The organism is Streptomyces sp. NPDC111520 (assembly GCF_055635295.1).
The window spans coordinates 537,375-559,104 of the sequence record NZ_JBVKBW010000006.1 but is presented as its reverse complement, the minus strand read 5'-3'; the positions used below and the strand labels follow the sequence as shown (position 1 = coordinate 559,104).

At 74.4% G+C, this 21,730-nt stretch carries 18 protein-coding genes; 8 read left to right on the top strand and 10 right to left on the bottom strand.

The annotated features are described in order from the left end of the window. Window positions 1-12 precede the first annotated feature (12 nt). The 4 genes from ACZ7MY_RS17400 to ACZ7MY_RS17385 are packed head-to-tail and all read right to left on the bottom strand — an operon-like array spanning window position 13 to window position 3,525. On the bottom strand, window positions 13-1,332 hold the full coding sequence (locus ACZ7MY_RS17400; protein ID WP_499602689.1) for a hypothetical protein: 1,320 nt from the start codon (window positions 1,330-1,332) through the stop codon (window positions 13-15). Next, on the bottom strand, window positions 1,329-2,114 hold the full coding sequence (locus ACZ7MY_RS17395) for an ABC transporter ATP-binding protein (protein ID WP_499602688.1): 786 nt from the start codon (window positions 2,112-2,114) through the stop codon (window positions 1,329-1,331). The genes ACZ7MY_RS17400 and ACZ7MY_RS17395 overlap by 4 nt, the downstream gene beginning before the upstream one ends. Beyond that, entirely contained in the window at window positions 2,111-2,959 is an 849-nt protein-coding gene (locus tag ACZ7MY_RS17390) for a zf-HC2 domain-containing protein (protein ID WP_499602687.1), read from the bottom strand. Before ACZ7MY_RS17390 ends, ACZ7MY_RS17395 begins: the two co-directional genes overlap by 4 nt. Beyond that, window positions 2,953-3,525 carry an RNA polymerase sigma factor gene (locus tag ACZ7MY_RS17385; RefSeq protein WP_499602686.1) on the bottom strand — a complete coding sequence of 191 codons (573 nt, stop codon included), beginning with the start codon at window positions 3,523-3,525 and terminating at the stop codon, window positions 2,953-2,955. The genes ACZ7MY_RS17390 and ACZ7MY_RS17385 overlap by 7 nt, the downstream gene beginning before the upstream one ends. Window positions 3,526-4,017: 492 nt before the next feature. Here ACZ7MY_RS17385 and lon point away from each other — a divergent pair, with 492 nt between their 5' ends. Continuing rightward, entirely contained in the window at window positions 4,018-6,486 is a 2,469-nt protein-coding gene (lon, locus tag ACZ7MY_RS17380; protein WP_499602684.1) for an endopeptidase La, read from the top strand. A 247-nt stretch (window positions 6,487-6,733) separates the two neighbouring features. Beyond that, on the top strand, window positions 6,734-7,150 hold the full coding sequence (locus ACZ7MY_RS17375) for a MarR family winged helix-turn-helix transcriptional regulator (RefSeq protein WP_499602762.1): 417 nt from the start codon (window positions 6,734-6,736) through the stop codon (window positions 7,148-7,150). A gap of 51 nt (window positions 7,151-7,201) precedes the next feature. Here ACZ7MY_RS17375 and ACZ7MY_RS17370 read toward each other — a convergent pair whose 3' ends face one another. Continuing rightward, complete coding sequence (locus ACZ7MY_RS17370) at window positions 7,202-8,047, bottom strand: hypothetical protein (RefSeq protein WP_499602683.1); 846 nt, start codon at window positions 8,045-8,047, stop codon at window positions 7,202-7,204. A 357-nt stretch (window positions 8,048-8,404) separates the two neighbouring features. Between ACZ7MY_RS17370 and ACZ7MY_RS17365 the strand changes: the two genes are divergently transcribed. The 5 genes from ACZ7MY_RS17365 (at window position 8,405) to ACZ7MY_RS17345 (ending at window position 13,886) form a co-directional block, all read left to right on the top strand. Next, complete coding sequence (locus tag ACZ7MY_RS17365; protein ID WP_499602681.1) at window positions 8,405-11,026, top strand: sensor histidine kinase; 2,622 nt, start codon at window positions 8,405-8,407, stop codon at window positions 11,024-11,026. Then, complete coding sequence (locus tag ACZ7MY_RS17360) at window positions 11,026-11,541, top strand: roadblock/LC7 domain-containing protein (RefSeq protein WP_499602680.1); 516 nt, start codon at window positions 11,026-11,028, stop codon at window positions 11,539-11,541. Before ACZ7MY_RS17365 ends, ACZ7MY_RS17360 begins: the two co-directional genes overlap by 1 nt. After that, on the top strand, window positions 11,541-11,966 hold the full coding sequence (locus ACZ7MY_RS17355) for a DUF742 domain-containing protein (protein WP_499602678.1): 426 nt from the start codon (window positions 11,541-11,543) through the stop codon (window positions 11,964-11,966). The genes ACZ7MY_RS17360 and ACZ7MY_RS17355 overlap by 1 nt, the downstream gene beginning before the upstream one ends. Before the next feature lies 1 nt (window position 11,967). After that, the gene (locus ACZ7MY_RS17350; protein WP_499602677.1) at window positions 11,968-12,561 is read left to right on the top strand and encodes a GTP-binding protein; all 594 of its coding nucleotides are present in this window, start codon (window positions 11,968-11,970) and stop codon (window positions 12,559-12,561) included. 89 nt (window positions 12,562-12,650) lie between these two features. Continuing rightward, window positions 12,651-13,886, top strand: a complete 1,236-nt coding sequence (locus tag ACZ7MY_RS17345) for a styrene monooxygenase/indole monooxygenase family protein (protein ID WP_499602675.1) — start codon at window positions 12,651-12,653, stop codon at window positions 13,884-13,886. Here the strand turns inward: ACZ7MY_RS17345 and ACZ7MY_RS17340 are convergent. Next, window positions 13,873-14,574 carry a DUF4328 domain-containing protein gene (locus tag ACZ7MY_RS17340; protein ID WP_499602673.1) on the bottom strand — a complete coding sequence of 234 codons (702 nt, stop codon included), beginning with the start codon at window positions 14,572-14,574 and terminating at the stop codon, window positions 13,873-13,875. The genes ACZ7MY_RS17345 and ACZ7MY_RS17340 overlap by 14 nt on opposite strands. A gap of 246 nt (window positions 14,575-14,820) precedes the next feature. On the opposite strand from ACZ7MY_RS17340, the gene ACZ7MY_RS17335 reads away from it, so the two are divergent. Next, entirely contained in the window at window positions 14,821-16,245 is a 1,425-nt protein-coding gene (locus tag ACZ7MY_RS17335) for a selenium-binding protein SBP56-related protein (RefSeq protein WP_499602672.1), read from the top strand. Window positions 16,246-16,893: 648 nt separating this feature from the next. Here the strand turns inward: ACZ7MY_RS17335 and ACZ7MY_RS17330 are convergent. From ACZ7MY_RS17330 to ACZ7MY_RS17315, 4 genes are all read right to left on the bottom strand, one after another. Beyond that, a complete protein-coding gene (locus ACZ7MY_RS17330; RefSeq protein WP_499602670.1) occupies window positions 16,894-17,913 on the bottom strand; it encodes a zinc-dependent alcohol dehydrogenase family protein in 1,020 nt (339 codons plus the stop codon). 85 nt (window positions 17,914-17,998) lie between these two features. Beyond that, entirely contained in the window at window positions 17,999-18,583 is a 585-nt protein-coding gene (locus ACZ7MY_RS17325; RefSeq protein WP_499602669.1) for a TetR/AcrR family transcriptional regulator, read from the bottom strand. 133 nt (window positions 18,584-18,716) lie between these two features. Beyond that, window positions 18,717-19,859 (bottom strand): C40 family peptidase, encoded by a 1,143-nt coding sequence (locus ACZ7MY_RS17320; protein ID WP_499602667.1) that lies wholly within the window; start codon window positions 19,857-19,859, stop codon window positions 18,717-18,719. A gap of 125 nt (window positions 19,860-19,984) precedes the next feature. After that, window positions 19,985-21,577 (bottom strand): chitinase, encoded by a 1,593-nt coding sequence (locus ACZ7MY_RS17315; protein WP_499602666.1) that lies wholly within the window; start codon window positions 21,575-21,577, stop codon window positions 19,985-19,987. Window positions 21,578-21,730 lie beyond the last annotated feature (153 nt).

The following is a 21,730-nucleotide window of genomic DNA, read 5'->3' as shown; positions in this document are numbered from 1 at the left end:
TAGGGTTGACGATCACGGCGCCGGGACACCACTGGTGTCGCACACCCGCGCCGCCGCCAGGTAGCGGCCCAGCCAGGCCCGGCGGTCGGCGGGTGCCAGCGTGCGCAGGCGACGTGCCGCCGCCTCCGCCTGCCGCTCCTCGGCCGCAGTGTCCGCGAACAGCGGGGGTCCGAGGTCCAGCCACTCCTGGGCGGCGTACTCGGCGGGGTAACCGGCCGGGTCGGACTGGCCCTGACAGCCGGGCGGCCTGGTGACCGCGTACACGAAGTCCCGGTACAGCATCTCCGGATCGCCCAGGCGACCGCCGAAGACCCCGCCGTACAGCTCGAACCGGACCTCCCCGGGCGGTGTGGCGTCGCCGGTGCCGCCCTCGCGGTAGCGGACGGGCGCCCCCGGCGCGCCCGCGAGCCGGGCGTCGATCCGTGCCACCACCGCCCGCACGGCGGGCAGCGCGCCGGCGTGGGTCGCGCGGACGCACACAGCGGGCGTGCCCCGGTCGCAGACCAGCGCGGTGGCGGAGGAATCGGAGCGCAGCAGGCCGTCGCCGGTGCCGTAGAGCACGGACCCGGCGGCGACCGCGGCCACGAGCGGCAGGACGGCGAGGGCCCTGCGTCGCGCATGGCCCGCCAGCAGGGCGGCGACGGCGAGTCCGGCCGACCAGACCGCGCAGAGGGCCCCGGCCCACCACACGGGGACGTCGCCGCCGAACCTTCCCCAGTCGCCGTTCGCGGGGCTCAGCCACGCCGTTCCCGCTCCGGTGTACCCCGAGACGCCGAAGCCGAGCAGGACGTACCCGGCGACGCCGACCAGCGGGGGCGAGAAGCGCCAGGGCAGGGCCCGCCCCGCCGCGAAGCCGAGCGCCCCCAGGGAGCCGAGCGCCACCGCGTCCACCGCCGCCAGGTGCCAGACGGGGTGCCCGTAGGACGCGTACGGCAGCAGCACCCCCAGGCAGACGGCGGTCGCCGCCAGGTAGCCCAGCACCGGCCAGGTCACCGACGGCAGGGCCGCCACGAGTGCCCTGCGCAGCGGCGACCGCGCGGCGGAGGCGAGCAGGTCGCCGGTGTCGCGCCGGTGCTCGCGGCCGCCCTGCCGGCAGCCCGCGGCGAGCGCGAGCGGACCGCCGAGCAGCAGGCCCGCCTCACGGAGCGCCGCCTGGGTCGTCGCCCAGGTGTCGAACAGGAAGTACCGCCTGGCCAGTACGGCGACGATCACGCTCACGGCCAGGACGGCGCCCACCCACATCCCGCCCCCGCGCAGCAGTTCGGTGCGGTGCGCACGGGGAGCGGCGGGAGGGGCCTGCGGCGCGGTGGTCAGGGTGTCCGCGGCGCTCATACGGCGGCCTCCAGGGAGGCGGCGCGCGCGGAGCGGTGGCGGCGCAGCGCCGCCGTGTAGCCGCGTTCGGTCGGGCTGTCGCCGGCCGCGTCGTCGTCACCGGCGGCGGCCAGTTCCCCCGCGGTGCCCCGGAAGGCGACCCGCCCCTCGTCGAGGAGGGTCACCTCGGTGCAGGCGGTGGCGACGTCCTCGACGAGGTGGGTGGAGACCAGGACGGTCGCCGTGGCGCCCAGTTCCCTGAGCAGCGCGCGGAACTCCACCCGCTGCTCCGGGTCGAGGCCGGCCGTCGGCTCGTCGAGCAGCAGCAGCTCCGGGTCGTTGACGATCGCCTGGGCGATGCCGACCCGGCGCACCATGCCGCCGGACAGCGTCCTGATCCGCGCGTCCGCGCGCCCGGCGAGACCGACCCGTTCCATCGCGCGCTCGACGGCCTCGGGCACCACGTCCTTGGGCAGCTCCTTCAGCCAGGCCATGTACGCCACGAACTCGCGCACCGTGAAACCGGGGTAGTGGCCGAACTCCTGCGGCAGGTAGCCCAGGCGGCGCCGCACCGAGGTGCGCCCCGCGGGGACCGCCGGATCGAGGCCCAGCAGTTCCAGGCGGCCGGAGCGGTACGGCGCCACGGTGGCCAGCACCCGGATCAGCGAGGTCTTCCCGGCGCCGTTGGGGCCGAGCAGCCCGTGGACGCCGCGCCCGATGCGCAGGTCGAGGGCGTCCAGGGCGGTGGTCCTCCGGTGCCGTACGGTCAGGCCGTCCACATGGACGGTGGTCTCGGTGGTCACGTGCGCTCCAGGTGGTCGAAGGCGGTACGGCGCAGGATCAGCAGGCCGGCGCAGGCCGCGGCCGCCGCGGCCCAAGCGGGCTGCGCCGCGGGGGAGAGCAGCAGGGGCACGGCCGCGGCGGGGAGCCCGCACAGGGTGACGGCGCCCAGCCAGGCGGCCGTGACGGCGCCGGCGGCCCGATGGCACCCCGTCCAGCTGCCGAGCGCCAGGGTGGCCCCGGTCAGCACGAGCCCCGGCAGCAGCCAGGCCACGGCCGCCCCGGCCCCCGCGAGCACGCCCCCGGCGGCGCTCAGCAGGGGCACGCACACCGCCAGCACCAGCCCGGTGCGCGTCAGCAGCAGCCGCAGCCCCCCGGAGGGCGTCGACGCGGTCAGTTCGTGGGCCGGGTCCCCGTACCTGCCGTACGCGAGCGCCACGCCCAGGGGCGGCAGCACCGGCGCGAGCGCCAGCAGCCAGGGGCGTCCCTCCGGCGCCGCGCCCAGCCGGGACATGGCCACGGCGACCGCGAGCGTGAGCAGTACGGACCCGACCCAGGCGGGCCGCAGGACGCGCGCGGACCGCAGCGCCGCCCGCCAGGGAAGGCTCCGCGCGGCCCGGGGCGCCGGCGCGGCCGAGGCGAGGACGGCCTCGCGGACGCCGGCGAGGAGTGGGCCCGCGTCGCCCGCCCTGACCAGCGCGGAGAGCCGGGTGGCGCAGGCCGTGCAGGACTCCAGGTGCTTGTCCACCGACCACGCGGCGGAGTCGGCGAGGGTGCCGTCGGCGTAGGCGGCGGCAGCAGCGTCCGGCACGTGCCAGCCGGTCCGGTCCGCGGGCGGCGCGGCGGGGGTGCGACGGGGGTTCAGCATGCGGCTCCTCCTGCGGGGCCGAGGGCGACGAGGGCGGCGCGCAGTTCGCGGCGGGCCCGGGAGGCGCGGGTCTTGACGGTCCCCTCCGGTATGCCGAGCAGGCGCGCGGTCTCCCGGGTGGTGAGGCCGTCGACCACGGTGGCCCGCAGCACGTCCCGCAACTCGGGGGAGATCCGGTCGAGTGCCGCGCCCACGTCGCCGTACTCCAGCCCGGCGAGGACGTCCTCCTCGGCCGACGGGGCGGTACCGGATTCGTGCGTCCGCGCGGCCAGCAGGTCGCGGGTGCCGGCCCGTACGGCGGCGCGGCGGGCGTCCGCCAGCCGCCGGACGGCGATCACCCAGAGCCAGCCGCCCACGGCACCGCCGCCGTGGCCGCCCGCCGAGCGCCAGGCCGTGACGAAGGTGTCCTGCAGCACCTCGCGGACGGTCTCGGGGTCGGAGCAGCGCCGGGTGAGCCGGGCGTGCAACCAGCCGGAATGTCGGTCGTACAGGTCCGCGAGGGCCTGGGCGTCACCCCGGGCGACCGCGCGCAGCAGCGCGTCGTCCCCGGGGGGCTCGTGGCTCATGGGCCGGAAGAGTCTCACACCCCTCTATCGCCCCCGCTCCCTCGCACGGTTCTCGTGCGGCCGCCCCCGTGTGCGCTTCGGCGTCTCCTTGGTGCCGGTCGGTCTCGTCGCGGCCTTAGGGGACGTCTGTTCGGTCGGCCCGGGGGTGTCCGGCGTCGGTGACGGGCGTGTGGCGCGGACGGAGGTCCGTGGCGTCGGTGCCGGAGACGGACGCGGGCCGGCGCAAGGTGGCCGGCCGTGGTGTGGGCGTCGCCTTGGTGCCGCCCTGACTTGTCGCGCGCCGAAAGGCCCCGGCTTCCGGGGAAGTGGAGGTCGGTGACGGTCCGTGGGGTGCCCTGCGCGCACGGCGGGCGCCGGGGGCGGGACCGCTCCAGCGGGGCGTCCGTGCCTGGCGGGTGGCCGATCGCTCAGAGCGAACAGGGGCTGGGGAACACGAGGGGCATCAGATGCATTGAGTCTGCATAGCTCAACTTGATTGCTTAGGGAGAGATAATGGCTCAATCGTCTTCGTCGGCGTTCGCGCCGCTCACCCTGCCCGTGCTGCCCCTCGACGACGCGGTGGTCCTGCCCGGCATGGTCGTGCCGGTGGACCTGACCGACGCCGAGGCGCGTGCCGCGGTCGAGGCGGCCCAGGCCGCGCAGCGGTCCGGTCTGCCCGGTGTCGGCAACAAGCCGCGGGTGCTGCTCGTTCCCCGGGTGGACGGCGACTACGCGGGCGTGGGCACGCTGGGCACCGTCGAGCAGGTGGGACGGCTGTCGGACGGCGATCCCGGCGCGGTGATCCGCGGCGTCGGCCGCGTGCGCATCGGCGCCGGCACGACCGGACCGGGCGCCGCCCTGTGGGTGGAGGGGACCGAGCTCGCCGAGCCGGTGCCCGCCGAGGCTCCCGGCACCGTCGCGGAGCTCATGAAGGAGTACAAGGCCCTGGCCACCAGCTGGCTGCGCAAGCGCGGGGCCTGGCAGATCGTGGACCGCGTCCAGCAGATCGAGGACGTCTCGCAGCTGGCCGACAACGCCGGCTACTCGGGCTTCCTCACCACCAAGCAGCGCGTCGAGCTGCTGGAGACCGTGGACCCGGTCGCCCGGCTGAGGCTCGCCACGCAGTGGCTGCGCGACCACCTGGCCGAGCAGGACGTCGCGGAGACCATCCGCAAGGACGTCCAGGAGGGGATGGAGAAGCAGCAGCGCGAGTTCCTGCTGCGGCAGCAGCTGCAGGCCGTCCGCAAGGAGCTGGCCGAGCTGAACGGCGACCCGGAGGACGAGGCGGACGACTACCGTTCCCGCGTCGAGGCCGCCGACCTGCCCGAGAAGGTGCGCGAGGCCGCCCTGAAGGAGGTCGAGAAGCTGGAGCGGTCCAGCGACGCGTCCCCCGAGGGCAGCTGGATCCGCACCTGGCTGGACACCGTCCTGGAGCTGCCGTGGAACACCACGACGGAGGACGCCTACGACATCCCCGGCGCGCGGGCGGTGCTGGACGCCGACCACGCGGGCCTGGAGGACGTGAAGGAGCGCATCACCGAGTACCTGGCCGTGCGCAAGCGCCGCACCGACCGCGGGCTCGGGGTCGTCGGCGGCCGTCGCGGAGGCGCGGTGCTGGCCCTTGTGGGCCCGCCCGGTGTCGGCAAGACCTCGCTCGGCGAGTCCGTGGCCCGCGCGATGGGGCGGAAGTTCGTGCGCGTGGCGCTCGGCGGCGTCCGGGACGAGGCGGAGATCCGCGGCCACCGGCGCACCTACGTCGGCGCGCTGCCCGGCCGGCTGGTGCGCGCCATCAAGGAGGCCGGGTCGATGAACCCGGTGGTCCTGCTGGACGAGATCGACAAGGTGGGCTCCGACTACCGCGGCGACCCGTCCGCGGCCCTGCTGGAGGTGCTGGACCCGGCGCAGAACCACACCTTCCGGGACCACTACCTGGAGGTCGAACTGGACCTGAGCGACGTGGTGTTCCTCGCCACCGCCAACGTCCTGGAGGCCATCCCGGAGCCGCTGCTGGACCGCATGGAGCTGGTGCGGCTGGACGGCTACACCGAGGACGAGAAGGTCGTCATCGCCCGTGACCACCTGCTGCCGCGCCAGCGCGAGCTGGCCGGACTCGGCGAGGACGAGGTGACGGTCGACGACGCGGCCCTGCGCAAGCTGGCCGGGGAGTACACCCGCGAGGCGGGCGTGCGCACCCTGGAGCGGTCGCTCGCCCGCATCCTGCGGAAGGTCGCGGCCAAGCACGAACTCGGCGAGCGAGAGCTGCCGTTCACCGTCACCGCCGAGACCCTGCGGGACCTGATCGGCCGTCCGCACCACGTGCCGGAGTCCGCGCAGGACCCGCAGGAGCGGCGCACGGCGGTGCCGGGCGTGTCCACGGGTCTGGCGGTCACCGGCGCCGGCGGCGACGTCCTCTACATCGAGGCGTCGCTGGCGGACCCGGAGACCGGTGGCAGCGGACTGCAGCTCACCGGTCAGCTGGGCGACGTGATGAAGGAGTCCGCGCAGATCGCGCTCTCCTTCCTGCGCTCGCACGGCGCCGAACTGGAACTGCCGGTCGGTGACCTGAAGGAGCGCGGGGTCCACATCCACGTCCCCGCGGGCGCGGTCCCCAAGGACGGCCCGAGCGCGGGTGTCACCATGACGACCGCGCTGGCCTCGCTCCTGTCGGGGCGCCGGGTCCGTACCGACGTGGCGATGACCGGCGAGGTGTCGCTGACCGGGCGCGTGCTGCCCATCGGCGGCGTCAAGCAGAAGCTGCTGGCGGCGCACCGCGCCGGGATCACCACCGTGGTGATCCCCAAGCGGAACGAGGCGGACCTGGACGACGTCCCCGCCGAGGTGCTGGAGAAGCTGGAGGTCCACGCGGTCTCCGACGTCCGGCACGTGCTCAAGCTGGCCCTGGAGCCCGCCGGCACCGGCGCGGACTCCGGGCTGGAGGCCGGCCCCCTGCCTTCGGCGGAGGAGCCCCCGGTCGCGGCCTGAACCAGGCCCTGACCGGGTGAACGAGAGCGGCCCCTCCCACGGCCTGAGGAGGGGCCGCTCCCGTGCGTCCGGCCTTCCCGGCAGGACACCGGCGCACGGAAGGGCCCCTGGTCACGCCGTTGGCGCCGGCCTGCGAAATACTGGGCACGCTGCGCACAGGGCGGCCGGAGACGAGAAGTTTTCACGACGGAAGGCGGGTGACCAGGTGGCCGGAACCGCCGGCTCCCCCAGGGAGGCGGACCCCGTGATGGAGGCGCTCGAACGCGAGCTCACCGTCCTGCTGCGGCGGGCCCGCGCCTCCTCCGGCGAGATGGCCCGGGAGGTCCATCCGGAACTGGAGCCCGCGGCGTACGGGATCCTCGCCCGGCTCGCCGAGACGGGCCCCGAGCGGGCCACCGTGCTCGCCGGCTACTTCGGGGTCGGCAAGGCCACGATGAGCCGTCAACTGCGCGCCCTGGAAGTGCTGGGGCTCCTCCGCCGCGAACCCGACCCGGCCGACGGGCGGGCCTTCCTGGTGCAGCTGACGGCCGAGGGCGCCGAGCGCTTCTCGCGCGTCCGGCAGGCGCGCCGGGCGCGCTACGTCAACCGGCTCCGCAACTGGGACCGGGACGAGCTGCGCGAACTGGCCCGGCTGCTGGGTCAGTTGAACGCCTCGCAGGAGTAGGAGGGCGCGCGACCCGCGCCTGTCCCCGCCCGGCGCGCGGCCACGCCGCCGTCACCACCGCGCGAACACCGCGGTCGCGTCGTCGCGCACCTTGCCGCGCGGGAAGCGGGTGCCGTCCGGGTCCGCGGACTCCGCCGCGCGCACCCGCCGCAGGAGTTCCCCGGGCCCGGCCTTGCGCAGCAGGGTGAACGTGTCCTGCCAGGCGTGCTCGTGGAAGACCTCGACCAGGCGGGCGGCGCCGTCCGTGAGGGCCGCGACCGCGCGGACCCGTGAGCGTGGCCGGCTGCCCGTGACGGCACGGGCGGCGACCGCGGGGTCCGCCGCCGCGGTGAAGAAGCCGCCCTCGGCGTTGCGCAGGGCCTCCACGGCCCGCCCGTACTCGGCGGCGGCCTCGGCGCGGGCGGCCGTGCCGCGCGGCAGGGCGCGCACCGCGGCGCGCAGCGCGGGCAGCGGAGGGGGCAGCCGGTCGAGCCGGTCGTCGCGCACGGCACCGACCTGACCTGCGGTGTCCTCGATGAGCAACACCGAGTCGGATAGCACCAGATGCTCCACGGTGTCCGCATTCCACCGGACCGCCACCACGGTCGCCTGGGGGGTGCGGCGGTGATAAAGGTCACAGGTTTCGCGGTGCGCGTCGGCGGTGCGCAGGACGGCTTCCGCGAGACACTGCGCCAGGCTCGGGGCCGTGGGCGAAACGGACAGTTCGATCATGGATCCGCCCAGCTGGGAGACGTACCAGGGCACGTCGTGGCGGCACCCCGTGGGGCCGTCGGGAGGGGTGACGCCGTCCAGCAGGACCAGTGAACCGCCGCCGCCTGACGCGGGCATGGCCACTGCCACGAAGTCCTCGTTGGGGCGTCCCGGGTCGCCGGGCTCGGTGGCCGTCTCGATGCGCATGCGGCCAGTCTGCAGCAGCCGCCCGGGGGAGCTGTTCGAACCCCGGGGGCGCCCGCCGGGGGTTACCGGTCGGTGAAGGTGCGCATCCTGCCAGGACGGCGGCTCCGATGCCAGTTCCGGGACCGCCCGGCGCGGAGGTGGGCGCGTAACGATCGTGCGGGGGAGTTGAACGTCAACTTGTCCGTGCGATTCACTCGTTCGAGTGTCGAGGCGGGGGACGCACATCTGCATTCCGGGTCGGCCTGAGAAGGTCGGGACGATGCCGGGATGAGGCCAGACGTTGCCGTGCTCGGCGCTCGGCCGATGTGTCGTCATCTCGGGACCAGTGGATCAGGCGAGACGGGATAGCGAGCACCGGTGCGAACACGACGTAACCCGCGGACCAAGCGCGTACGGCAGAGACTGCTGGTCGCCCTGCTGATCTGCGCCGTCACGGTCCTGGCCGCCTCCGCTCCTGGCGTTGCCACGGGCGTGCGCGACCTGGCCGAGTCACAGCGACTGGTCGGCATGGCCCGACTCGGGGCCCAGGCGGTCTCCTTGTCGCACGCCCTGGCCGACGAGCGCGACGACATGGCCGTCTTCGTGGCCGGCGGCCGCTCCACCGAGGGCGGCACCGGCGTCTCCGAGACCCAGCGCGAGCGGGTCGACCGCCAGGCCGAGGAGGTGCTGGCGGCGGCGGCCGGGACGGACACCGACGACGCCCCCGCCTTCGCCGCCGCGACCGCCGAGGTCGTCCGGCAGCTCGGGGAACTCCCCGACGTCCGGCAGAAGGTGCTCTCCGGTCCCGGCTCCGCCGAGGCCGCCGTCGCGGCCTACGAACCGGCGATCCGCGCGCTGAGCGGGGTCGGGTCCGCGGTCGCCCGCTCGCTGCCCGCCCGGGGCGCCTCCGCCGACACCACCGCGCTGCCGGAACTCGCCCGCGCCGTCGACCAGGCCTCCGTCCAGCGCGGCCTGCTGGTGGGCGCGCTCACCAAGGGCGGCGAGGCGTCCGGCCTGGTCGGCGCCGCGCAGACCGCCGCGGTCAGCGAACGGGCCGCGCTCGCCGACTTCCGGGGCGGGGCCTCGCAGGCCGCGGTCGAGCAGTACGACCAGACCGTCACCGGTTCCGACGTCAACGACGCCGACAAGCGGCTGAAGCAACTGCTGAACAGCTCCTCGCTCTCCGCGGCCGACCGCGCGCTCAAGCCGGGATCGGTCCAGACGGCGCTCTCCGCGCGGATCGACATGATGCGCGGCGTCGAGTCCTCGCTCGCGGCCGCGGCGGCCGAACGGCTCGCCGCGCTGCGCGACGACGACGTGACGGCCCTCGAACTCCACGTCGCCCTCGCCTCCGTGTGCTTCCTGCTGGTCCTCGGCGTCGGCGTCTCCACGGCCCGGTCCATCACCCGCCCGGCCGCCGCACTGAACCGCTTCGCCCGCGGCGACGTCCCCACCGGCGAGCAGGTCAGGATCGTCGGCTCCGACGAGTTCGCGGCCACGGCCCGGGCGGTCAACGCGCTCCGCGCCGAGGTCACCGGGCTGCGCGGCCGCGTCGCCACGCAGGACGCGGAGCACACCAGGCTCCAGGGCGTACGCGACGCCCTCGCCGCGGAACGCGACCTGCTGCACGGACAGCAGGACGCCCTCAGCACGCGCCTGGGCACCCTGCAGGACAACGTCCACGGCACCTACGTCAACCTGACGCTGCGCACGCTCGGCCTGGTCGAGCGCCAGCTCACGCTGATCGAACGGCTGGAGGAGCTGGTCCACGACCCGGAGGAGCTCTCCCAGCTCTTCAAGCTGGACCACCTGGCCACCCGCATGCGCCGCAACAGCGAGAACCTGCTGCTGCTGGCCGGCGTCGAGCACGGCCACGCGCACCCCAAGCCCGTTCCGCTGGTCGACGTGGCGCGCGCCGCGGTCTCCGAGATCGACAAGTACGAGCGGGTGCGCATCCAGCAGCTGCCCGCGGGACGGGTCGCCGGCTTCGCCTCCGACGACCTCAGCCACCTGATCGCCGAACTCCTGGAGAACGCGGCCGCGTTCTCCCCGCCGGAGAACGAGGTGCAGCTGTCCGGCTGGATGCTGGAGAGCGGTGAGCTGATGCTGTCGGTCGAGGACCAGGGCATCGGCATCCCCACGGCCCGGCTGGACGAGCTCAACGCGCTGCTGACGCAGGCCGATCCCGCGGAGCACACCGCCGTCGCCGAGGCCACCGGTATGGGCGTGTACGTCGTCGCCCGGCTCGCCGCCCGGCACGGCATCCGTGTGCAGCTCCGTGACGCCAAGCGCGGCGGCACCACCGCCGTGGTGGTGGTCCCCACGGCGCTCACCGCGCCCGCGGAGGACCCGGACGGCCCGCAGACCCCCGTGGAGGCGGCCGTCGCGGGCGAGCCGTGGCAGCCGCGCAAGGCACTGCGGCGGGCCCGCGGGGAGCAGGCGGAGGAGCCGGAGCGTACGGCGCCGGCGACCGAGGAACCCGTGACGGAGACCGGCGCGGCCCCCGTCGAAGCGGCGGGAGCGTCCGGAACGGCCGAAGCGGCCGAGCCCGGCAGCGAAGCGCCCGGTCCCGGCGAGGACGCCGTCGAGCACGCCCGCGCCGATGGGGCCGCCGCGGCCGTGACGCCCGCCGCCGAAGCGGCCGCGGCCGTGGCCCCGGCCGCCGCCGTGGAGGTGCCGGACGGCATCGCCGTCACCGGCAAGGGACTTCCGCAGCGGGTGCCGCGGTCCACGGGGCTCTCGGGCGAACCGCAGGTCCACGGGCGGGCCCGGCAGGGGGGCGGGGCGGACCCGGAGGAGCTGCGGCGCAAGCTCGGCGGCTTCGCCCAGGGGCTGCGCGACGGCCGGGCGGATGCCCAGGCCGAGACGCAGGAGGTCCGGCGCGGTCTGCCCGCGCCGAGGAAGGCCGCGGACGAGACCGCGGACGCGGCCGCAGCAGAGGGCGGTTCGGGGGGACACCAACAAGTCGAAGCCGAAGGCGTCGAGGAGGCACGCGGTTGATGTCGGCCGGTACGGACACCCAGAGCGAACGGGGCCTGAGCCACGAGGCACGTAACCTCCAGTGGCTGCTGAGCAATTTCGTGGAGGACGTGCCCGGGGTCCGCTCCGTGGCCGTCGTGTCCTCGGACGGACTGCTGCTGCTGTCCTCGGAACCCGAGGACGAGGCCGGCGCGACGGACGAAGGTGCGGCGGACGGAGCGGTCCGGCGGCCCAGGGGCCCGGCGGGCACCTCCGCCGACCTGGCCACGGTGGTCTCCGGCATCGCCTCGCTGACCGACGGCGCCGCGCGTCTGATGGACGGCGGCGGCGTGCGCCAGACGGGCGTGTCGATGGAGAACGGCAGCGTGTTCGTCATGACGATCGGGGACGGCTCGCTGCTCGGCGTCCACGCCGACGCCGAGTGCGACATGAGCGTGGTGGCCTACCACATGGCCCTGTTCGTGGGCCGGGCCGGACACGTGCTCACCCCCGCGCTCCGCACGGAGCTGCGCCAGGCGATCGAGGAGAGCCGCTGATGCGCCGTCCGCTGATTCCCGCCGCCCAGGCCGCCGCCGCCCTGCCGGTACGGGGCGCCGGGCGCAGGGCCGCCCGCGTGCGGCCGTACGCGCTGACCGGCGGCCGTACGTCCTTCGGCCACGTGCTGCTGGTGGAGACCTTCGTCGCGACGATCGACGGTTCCACCGAGCGCCGCGAGCTGACCTCGGGCAACTGGGCCGAGCGCGTCATGCCGGAGATGCGGGCCATCGTGGAACTGTGCCGCCGCATGCGCTCGGTGGCGGAGATCTCGGCGCTGCTGCGCATGCCGCTCGGTGTGGTCCGGGTGCTGCTCAGCGACCTGGCCGATCAGGGAAGGATCCGCGTGTACGGGACCGGGCACGGGCCCGGCGCCCCGGATCGCGCGCTGCTGGAGAGGGTGCTCGGTGGACTTCGCAGGCTCTGACATGTCGTCCCTCGCGGAAGAAGACGGCCTGCAGGAGTGGCAACTGGACGTGAGCCACGCCCCCACCTCGACCAAGATCGTCGTGGCGGGCGGCTTCGGGGTGGGCAAGACCACCTTCGTCGGCGCGGTCTCGGAGATCACCCCGCTCACCACCGAGGCGGTGATGACGCGGGCCAGTGAGGACATCGACGACCTCGGTTCGACCCCGGACAAGACCACCACCACGGTGGCGATGGACTTCGGACGCATCACGCTCGACCGCGAGCTGGTGCTGTACCTGTTCGGCACCCCCGGCCAGCAGCGCTTCTGGTTCATGTGGGACGACCTGGTGCGCGGGGCGATCGGCGCGGTCGTCCTCGCCGACACCCGGCGGCTGGCCGACGCCTTCCCGGCGCTGGACTACTTCGAGAGCAGCGGCCTGCCCTACGCCGTGGCGGTCAACCGCTTCGAGGGCACCACCGCCTACGAGGAGATCGACGTCCGCGAGGCGCTCGCCGTGCCGGAGGAGATCCCGGTGGTGATATGCGACGCCCGTGACCGCCAGTCGGTGATCCAGGTGCTGCTGGCCCTGGTCAAGCAGGCACTCACGGCCTAGGACGACACGGCCGAGCAGTCTTCCGGGGGCGTCGTGGGGACGCCCGCCGGACGCATCCCAGCCGCACCCGTACGAGAGAGCGTGCCGCCTTGCGCAAGATACTGATCGTGGGAGCCGGCCAGTCCGGGCTCCAACTGGCCCTCGGCCTGCAGTCCCGGGGATACGAGGTCACCGTCATGTCCAACCGCACGGCGGACGAGATACGCCAGGGGCGTGTCATGTCCACGCAGTGCATGTTCGGCACGGCGCTGGCGCACGAGCGTGACCTCGGCGTCAACTTCTGGGAGGACCAGGCGCCCCGGATCGAGGGCCTGGGCGTCTCCGTCGCCGCCCCTGACGGGTCCCGGCCCGTCGACTGGGTCGGGCGGCTCGACGCGTACGCGCAGTCCGTCGACCAGCGGGTGAAGATGGCCGGCTGGTTGGAGACCTTCGTCGAGCGCGGCGGCAAGCTGGTCGTCCACGGCGTGACCGTCGGGGACCTGGACTACTTCGCCCGCGCCTACGACCTGGTGATGGTGGCGGCGGGCAAGGGCGAACTGGTCTCCCTGTTCGGCCGGAACGCCGAGCGCTCCCCGTACGGCACCCCCCAGCGTTCGCTGGCCGTCGCCTATGTGCACGGCCTCGCCCCGCGCCCGGAGCACCCCGACCTCCACGCGGTGCGGCTCAACATGGTGCCCGGCGCCGGCGAGCTGATCGTGATCCCGGCGCTCACCACCTCGGGACCCTGCGACATCCTCTTCTGGGAGGGGCTGCCCGGCGGTCCGCTCGACGTCTTCGACGGGGTGAAGGACCCGCAGGAGCACCTGCGCATCACCCTGGAGCTGATGGAGCGTCACATCCCCTGGGAGTACGACCGCGCGCGCGAGGCCGAGCTGACCGACGCCGGCGGCACCCTGTCCGGGCGGTTCGCCCCGGTCGTGCGGCACCCCGTCGCGGAACTGCCCTCCGGCGGGCTGGTCCTGGGTGTCGCCGACGTCGTCGTCGCCAACGACCCGATCACCGGCCAGGGCTCCAACAGCGCCTCCAAGTGCGCGGCCGCCTACCTGGACGCCATCATCGAGCAGGGCGACAAGCCCTTCGACCGGGACTGGATGGAGTCGGCCTTCGCCCGCTTCTGGGCCACCGCCGAGCCGGTGACCAAGTGGACCAACGCCCTGCTCGGCCCGCCGCCGGAGCACGTCCTGGGCCTGATCGGTGCCGCCGGGCAGCTGCCGGCCGTGGCGGACCGCTTCGCCAACGGCTTCGACGACCCGTCGGACTACGAGTCGTACTTCTACGACCCGCAGGCGGCGAGCGCCTACCTGGCCTCGGTCACCGGAGCCTGACCGCTCGTCGGCGCCGGCGGTGCACGCCGCCGGTGCCGCGACGCCGGACGGCCTGCCGGTCCCAGCCCCGCAGCCGCGTCCGCTGCATCGAGGCGAACCTCAGCACCACACCGATGCACAGCGCCCCCGCCAGAACCCAGAGCGCGGCGCCTGCCGTCTCCGTCGCCGCCGGGTCCCCGGTGGCGGTGGGGGAGGCCAGGAGCTGGGCCGCCACGAAGAGCAGCCACCACGAGGTCAGCAGCACACTGGTGCGCCGTGGACGTCCGGGCGGCGAGCCGGCCGCCCGTATGTCGTTGATGATCCGCTGGGGCAGGACGAAGCCGGCCAGCGGGATCAGCCACGCGCCCGTGGTCCAGCCGCGCCGCATCCGGTGTCCACCGGGCGCCGGCGCCTCGGCGTTCACCCGCATCGGCCACAGCCGGCGCAGGAAGACCACGCCGGTGAGCACGAAGGCGACATGGCTCAGACCGGTCGGGGTGACGACCTGGTCCTTCCGCACGAGCGCGGCGTCCGAGCCGGCGGCGGCGCGGTCGCGCAGCAGCCGGTCGACGAGGAGCGCGGCGTCCACCGGCACGCACACCCCGAGCGCGGCCACGACGACGACGGTCGTCGCCCTCGGGACGAAGACCGGCTCGCCCCGGGGCGGACGTGCGGGCGGGGAGATGATGACGGCGTCGTCGTGGGTCACGGCGCCGCAACCCACCGCCGTCCCCGCTCTCCGGTCCACCGCCGCCCGCGTCCCGCCGTCCGCGCAGCGGCTCGTACGCGCGCCCCGGGTGCTCGCGGTCCCGCCGTGGCGGGGTCCGCGGGGCTGTGAAACGCTCGTCGTACGGGACATCTGTCCGGCGTCCGCACACAGATCCCGCACCGGTGGGCCGGGCCGTCCGCCGCGCAGCCCCGGGCCCCGCGCTCCCGTACGGGAGAGGGAACGGCCATGACGACGACCGAGCACGACCGCGACGGCCACCTCGACCCCACCCTGTACCGCACCCCGGCGGACGCGGTCGCCGCGCCGCCGGAACGGCTCGCCTACGTCGTCGGCTTCGACCCGGCCGGCGAGCGCCCGGACGCGCTGTTCACCGTCGTCACCGATCCGGCGTCCCCGGCGTACGGCCGGGTGGCCGCCCGGGTCGAGCTGCCGGGCCTGGGCAACGAACTGCACCACTTCGGCTGGAACGCCTGCTCCAGCGCGCTGGCGCACCCCGGCCACCACCACGCCGCACGCCGCTTCCTCATCGTCCCGGGACTGCGTTCCTCCCGGCTGCACGTCCTCGACACCGTTCCCGACCCGGCCCGCCCGCGGCTGGTCAAGGTGGTCGACGCCGGGGAACTCGCCGCCAGGGCCGGGTACTCGCGGCCGCACACCCTCCACTGCGGCCCCGACGGGGTGTTCCTGTCCTGCCTGGGCGGCGCGGACGGCACGGACGGTCCCGGCGGTGTCGCGCTGCTGGACCACGAGACCTTCGACGTGCTGCGCGCCTGGGAGAGCGAGCGCGGACCGCAGCGGCTCGCCTACGACGTCTGGTGGCACCTGCGCCGGAACATCGCCGTCACCAGCGAGTGGGGCAGCCCTTCGATGATCGAGGACGGGCTCGTCCCCGAACTGCTGCTGGACCGCCGCTACGGGCACGCGGTGCACTTCTGGGACCTGGAGACGGGCCGGCACCTGCAGCGCGTCGACTTCGGCGACCGGAACCAGATGGTGCTGGAGCTGCGCCCCTCCCACGACCCCGAGGCGACCTGGGGGTTCGTGAACACCGTCGTCGACGTCGAGGACCTGTCGGCCTCGGTGTGGCTGTGGACGCGGGAGGGCGGGGAGTTCACGGTACGCAAGGTGATCACCCTGCCCGCCGAGCCCGCCCGCGCGGAGGAGCTGCCCCCGGCGCTGCGGCCGTTCGGCGCGGTGCCCCCGCTGATCACCGACATCGACCTGTCGGTGGACGACCGGTGGCTGTACGTCTCCGCGTGGGGGACCGGTGACCTCCTCCAGTACGACGTGGGCGACCCGCTCCGGCCGCGGCTGACCGCGTCCGTACGACTGGGCGGCATCGCCGGCCGGCAGGCGCACCCCGCGGCGCCGGACGTCCCGCTGAGCGGCGGCTCGCAGATGGTCGAGCTCAGCCGCGACGGGCGGCGCGTCTACGTGACGAACTCGCTATACGCCGCCTGGGACGAGCAGTTCTACCCCGAGGGCATAGACCCGTGGATGGTCAAGCTCGACGCCGACACCGCCGGCGGCGGGCTGCGCGTCGACCCGGGCTTCTTCCCGCACGGCCCCGACTTCGGGGGACTGCGGGTGCACCAGACGCGCCTTGAGGGCGGTGACGCCTCCTCGGACTCGTACTGCTACCGGCACTGACTGTGTGGGCCGGCCGGGCGGTGCCGCCGGTGGGTGGGTGCGGGTACGTCTCGCGCCCTTCGGGCGCAAGGCGGCGGGCTGCGGACGGGGAGGGTGGGAGCGGGCCTTCGCGGCGGTGTGCGGGTTGGTCCTCGGCGGGGGTTCAGGCGCCGGAGCGGGGCCGGTTGTCCGTACGGTTGCGGTCTCGTCGCCGTCCGCGGGTGCAGATGGCCGGGTGCGACGTCCACCGTTCGTGGGTGGCGCGCCCGTCGTGACCTGCGTCTGCGGGTGCTTCCCCGACATCGGGCTCTGTCCGCCGAATATGTCGGCGAAAGCGAGCCCGATGTCTCCTGACCGCTCGACAGCACCCCGAATCAGCCGCAGTCGCCGGTCACGGCGGGCGCGCCCACCACCGGGAGTGGGCGTGGAGCCGCCATCTGCACCTGCGGACGGCAACGAGACCCAAGGCACCGGAAAGGCAACCCGCTCCGGCGCCTGAACCCCCACCACCCACCACCCGCACACCGCAAACAAGACCAGGCCCCCACCCTCCCCGTCCGCAGCCCGTTGCTTTGCGCCCGTAGGGCGCGAGACGGCGGGACAGCCGAGCCACCCACCCGCCTGGCACCGTCACCCGGCACCGTCACCCGGTGCCGTCACCCGGCGCCCTCACCCGGCGACGTCGACGACGACCTTGCCCCGGCCCTCGCCCCGCTCCACCACGGCGTGCGCCTCGGCGGCCGTGGCCAGGGTGAAGCGGCGCGGGTCGAGCAGCGGCCGTAGGGCCCCGGCCTCGGCGAGGGCGGCGGCCTCGCGCAGGATCCCGCCGTGGTGTTCGCGCCCGCGGCCGGTGAGCATCGGCAGCAGCGTGAAGACCCCGGAGTAGGTGGCGCCGCGGAAGGACAGCGGCGCGAGGCTGTGGCTGCCCCAGCCGAGGGCGCTCACCACGTGCCCGGTGTAGGTGCGCACCGCGGCGAAGGAGGCGTCGAGCGTCTCCCCGCCGACGGTGTCGACGACGACGTCGAAGCCCTCGCCGCCGGTGTGCTCGGCGACGTAGGCGTCGACCGGGGTGGTGGTGCGGTCGACCGGGGTCGCCCCCAGGCCGGCGATGGTCTCCAGGCTCCGCGGCGAGCCGGTGGCGAAGACCTCCGCGCCCCGGGCCCGGGCGAGCTGGACCGCGACGTGGCCGATGCCGCCGGCGCCGCCGTGGACGAGCACCTTGTGCCCCTCGCGCACGCCCGCCCGGTCCACCAGACCCTCCCAGGCGGTGATGAAGACCAGCGGGAGCGCCGCCGCCTGACGTGCCGTCAGGCAGGCGGGCCGGCGGGCCAGCAGCCGGGCGTCCACGGCCGCGTACTCGGCGAGGGAGCCCTGCAGGCCGCCGACCCCGCCGGTCATGCCGAAGACCTCGTCCCCGGGCGCGAAGCCGGTGACGTCCGCCCCGACCTCCTCGACCACGCCGGCGAGGTCCAGGCCGAGCACGGCGGGCGGCCGGGTCCTGGCGTGCGGAGCCTTCCCGGCGCTGATCTTGGTGTCCAGGGGGTTCACCCCCGAGGCCGCGATCCGGACCAGCACCTCGCCGGGGCCGGGCGCGGGGGTGCGGATCGTGCCGAGGACGAGGGGGCTGCCGAACTCTTCCAGCAGGACGGCGCGCATGGTGGCGCCCACCGGGGGGCGGGAGGTGGTCATCGGATGTCCTTTCGAACAGACAGGTCTGTTTGATTCGGGTCGGAGGAAAGCCCTCGTCCCGCGGCGGGGCGAGGGCGCGACGGGGTCAGACGGCGGGCGGGCAGGCCCGCTCGACCGCGGCGCGGGCGGCGGCCTTGGCGGCGGCCGGCATCGCCGGGTCCTGCTCCAGCCTGCCCGCGGCCAGGGTGCCGTCCACGAGCAGGGTCAGCTGCAGCGCGAGCTCGTCGGGGTCCGCGGCGCCGGCCGCCTCGGCCAGCCCCCGCACCCATGCCCGCACCGCCCGCTTGTGCGCCACGGTCACCTCGTGCGGGGGGCTGCCGGGCTCGCTCTCCGCGGCGGCGTTGATGAACGGGCAGCCGTGGAAGCCGTGGCGCTCGTACGAGGCCGAGACCGCGTCGAACAGGCCGACCAGCTGCTCGCGGGGATCGTCCCCGGCCGCCAGCGCGGCGGCGCGCAGCCTGCCCCGCCAGGAGTCGTCGACCCGGCGCAGGTACGCGGCGGCCAGCTCGTCCTTGGAGGGGAAGTGCACGTACAGCGTGGACTTGGCCACGCCGGATTCGGCGATGATCCGGTCGACGCCCACGCCGCGCAGGCCGTGGGCGGCGAACAGCGCCTCGGCCGTGGTCAGTATCCGCTCCCGCGCCGGGAGGCGCTTCGCCGTCGTGGGCATGGTGCTCACCGTGGTCCTCGCCGGGGCCCGGCGGGCCCCTCACGGCAAAACTAACAGACAGGTCTGTCCGATGCCGGTGAGACCCCGGTCACACCGGTGCCGGCGCCCGTGCGCACGAGCCGCCGGCGCGGCTTCAGGAGCGGGTGCCGAGCGGGGTCGGGTCGTGGGCCGACTTGGGGGCCGACGGCGAGACGTAGTGCTTCATCGGCGGGTTGCCGGAGTCCGGCCGGACCGCGCCGAGGACCGGGTTGGCCGCGATCGGGGAGATCTTGACGACGCCGCCCGGGCGCGGGGCCTGGATGACCATGCCGTTGCCGATGTACATCGCCACGTGGGTGGCGCCGGGGAAGTAGACCACCAGGTCGCCGGGGCGCAGCAGGTTCAGCGGGACGTGCGGCAGCTGCTTCCACTGCTCCTGGCTGGTGCGCGGGATGGTGGTGCCCGCGTGCTCCCAGGCCTGCGAGGTGAGGCCCGAGCAGTCGTACGCCTTCGGGCCCTCGGCGCCCCACACGTAGGGCTTGCCGAGCTGGGCGTAGGCGAAGCTCAGCGCCCTGTTGCCGGCCATCGACGGGGCGAGGGCCACGTTGCCGAGCTTGCCGGAGCGCAGGAAGGCGGCCTGCGCCTGGTCGATGCCCTGCTCCTCCAGCTTCTGCAGGTCCTCGATCTGGGTGCCGGTGAGGCCGGCCAGGATCCGTTCGACGTCGGCGAGCTGCCGCTCGATCTCGTCCCTGGCCTCACGCTGCTTCTCCTCCAGCTGCTCCGAGCCGTCCAGCGCGTGCTGCTGGGCCCGGTTGAGCGCGGCGATCCGCTTCTCGCCGTTCTCCAGCTGCGCGACGAGCTCGGCCTGGCTGCCCGCGGCGCGGTCGAGCATGTGCCCCTGGGTGAAGGCGTCCTGCGGGTCGTTGCTGAGCAGCAGGTTGAGGTACGGGGAAACGCCGCCCGACTTGTACTGCTCCCGCGCCAGCTGCCCGGCCAGCGCGCGGGCGTCGCTGAGCGCGGTGCGCTCCTCGGCGAGCTGCCGGTCGAGGCGGTCGGCCTTGCTCTGGTTCTCCTCGAGTTCGACCTTGGCCTGGTCGTAGGTCTCGGTGGCCTGCTCGGCCCTCTGGTAGAGGTCCTGGAGCTGTTCCAGCAGCACGACGAGCGTCCGGTCGCCCGGCGTGGGGTCGTCGGGTACGGCGTAGGCCTGGGCGGGGATGCCCAGGGCCGCGGCGGCCAGCAGCGCCCCGCAGACGAGTGCCCTGCGCACCCATTCCTTGGGCCGGTGTGCTGCTGACATTCCGTCACCTCCGCCTGTCCGCCGATGTCCGCGGGTAGATCCTTACATGATCGGGTCGGCTGCGACAGGGGGACGGGCCGGAACGGGCGGCTCCGGCGGTCCCGGAGCCACCCGTTCGTCCGGCGTCAGCCGAAATAGCCGTCGAAGTTCCGCTGGAATTCCCCATTGCCGAACCTGTCCCAGTTGATCGACCAGGTCATCAGGCCGCGCAGCCCGGGCCAGGTGCCGTGGGTGGCGTAGCCGCCGCAGTTGACCTTCCGGGTAAGGCAGTCCAGCGCCTTGTTCACCTCGGACGGGGTCGTCCAGCCGTTGCCGGCGTTGCTGGTCGCGGGCAGGCCGATCGCGACCTGCGAGGGGGAGAGCGGCGGGAAGACCCGGGAGGTGTTGCCCGCGACCGGGAAGCCGGTGAGCAGCATGTCGGTCATGGCGATGTGGAAGTCCGCGCCGCCCATCTGGTGGTACTGGTTGTCCAGTCCCATGATCGGCCCGGAGTTGTAGTCCTGGACGTGCAGCAGGGTCAGGTCCGCGCGCAGGGCGTGGATCACCGGGAGGTAGGCGCCGGCCCGCGGGTCCTGGGCGCCGTTCGGGCCCGGGCCGTAGAACTGGTAGCCGAGCTGGACGAAGAAGGTCTCGGGGGCCATGGTCAGCACGAAGGCGCTGCCGTACTTGGCCTTGAGGGTCTTCAGCGCGGAGATCAGGTTGACCACGACGGGGGTGGTCGGGCTACGGAAGTCGGTGTCACCGGCGTTGAGGGAGAGGGAGTGGCCCTCGAAGTCGATGTCGAGCCCGTCCAGTCCCCAGGTGTCGATGATCCTGCCGACGGAGGCGACGAAGGCGTCGCGGGCGGCGGTGGTGGTGAGCTGGACCTGGCCGTTCTGGCCGCCGATGGAGATCAGCACCTTCTTGCCCTGCGCCTGCTTGGCCTTGATCGCGGCCTTGAACTCCGCGTCGGACTCCACGTTCGGGCACTCGGCGACCGGGCAGCGGTTGAAGCGGATGTCGCCGGAGGTGGTGGAGGTGGGCTCGCCGAAGGCGAGGTCGATGTAGTCCCAGCTCGCCGGGACGTCGGCCATGCGGACGTAGCCCGAGCCGTTGGCGAAGCTGGAGTGCAGGTAGCCGACCAGGGCGTGGGAGGACGGCGCCGGGTCGGTCGGGGTGGGGGTCGGTGTCGGCGTCGGGTCGGTCGGAGTGGGCGTCGGCGTCGGGTCGGTGGGGGTCGGACTGGGCGTGGGGCCGCCGGGCCCGGTGAGCGACAGGTCGTCGGCGTAGTAGGTGGGCTGCGCGTACCAGCCGTGCACGTAGACCGTCGCGCTGGTCTGGTTCGGGCCGGTCGTGAACGCGACGTTCAGCTGCTGGTAGCCGCCGCCGGTGCCCGGGGTCCAGGTGCCGGCACCGCCGTCCACGCCGATGTAGACGTAACTCCCCTTGACCTGCGCCGAGAAGGTGTACGCGGTGTTGGGGGCGACGCTCACCGTCTGCTTGCACTGCGCGGTCCCGGTGCCGCTCGGGGTGCCGGCGAGGGCGCGACTGCCGCTCTTCGCCTGCCCGGTCACCACCTGCGTGGTGCCGGAGTCGCAGCTCCAGCCGGACAGGTTGCCCGACTCGAAGCCTCCGTTGGCCAGGAACTCACCGGCGTGCGCCGTGGGGGCGAGGGCGACCAGCCCGCCGAGCACGGCGGAGCAGGCGAGGGTCGCGGTCGCGGCGACGAGGTGTCTCATGGGGGCCGCTCCTTCGGGGGCGAGAAGAAGTGCGCATGACAACTCGCAGCAAACAGGTCTGGACCAATCCTGTCAATGGTCCGGACCATCCCGGCGGCCCGTCGCCCCCGTCACCCGGGTGGCGCCGCCCGTCGCCCGGGCGGCCGCCCCGCG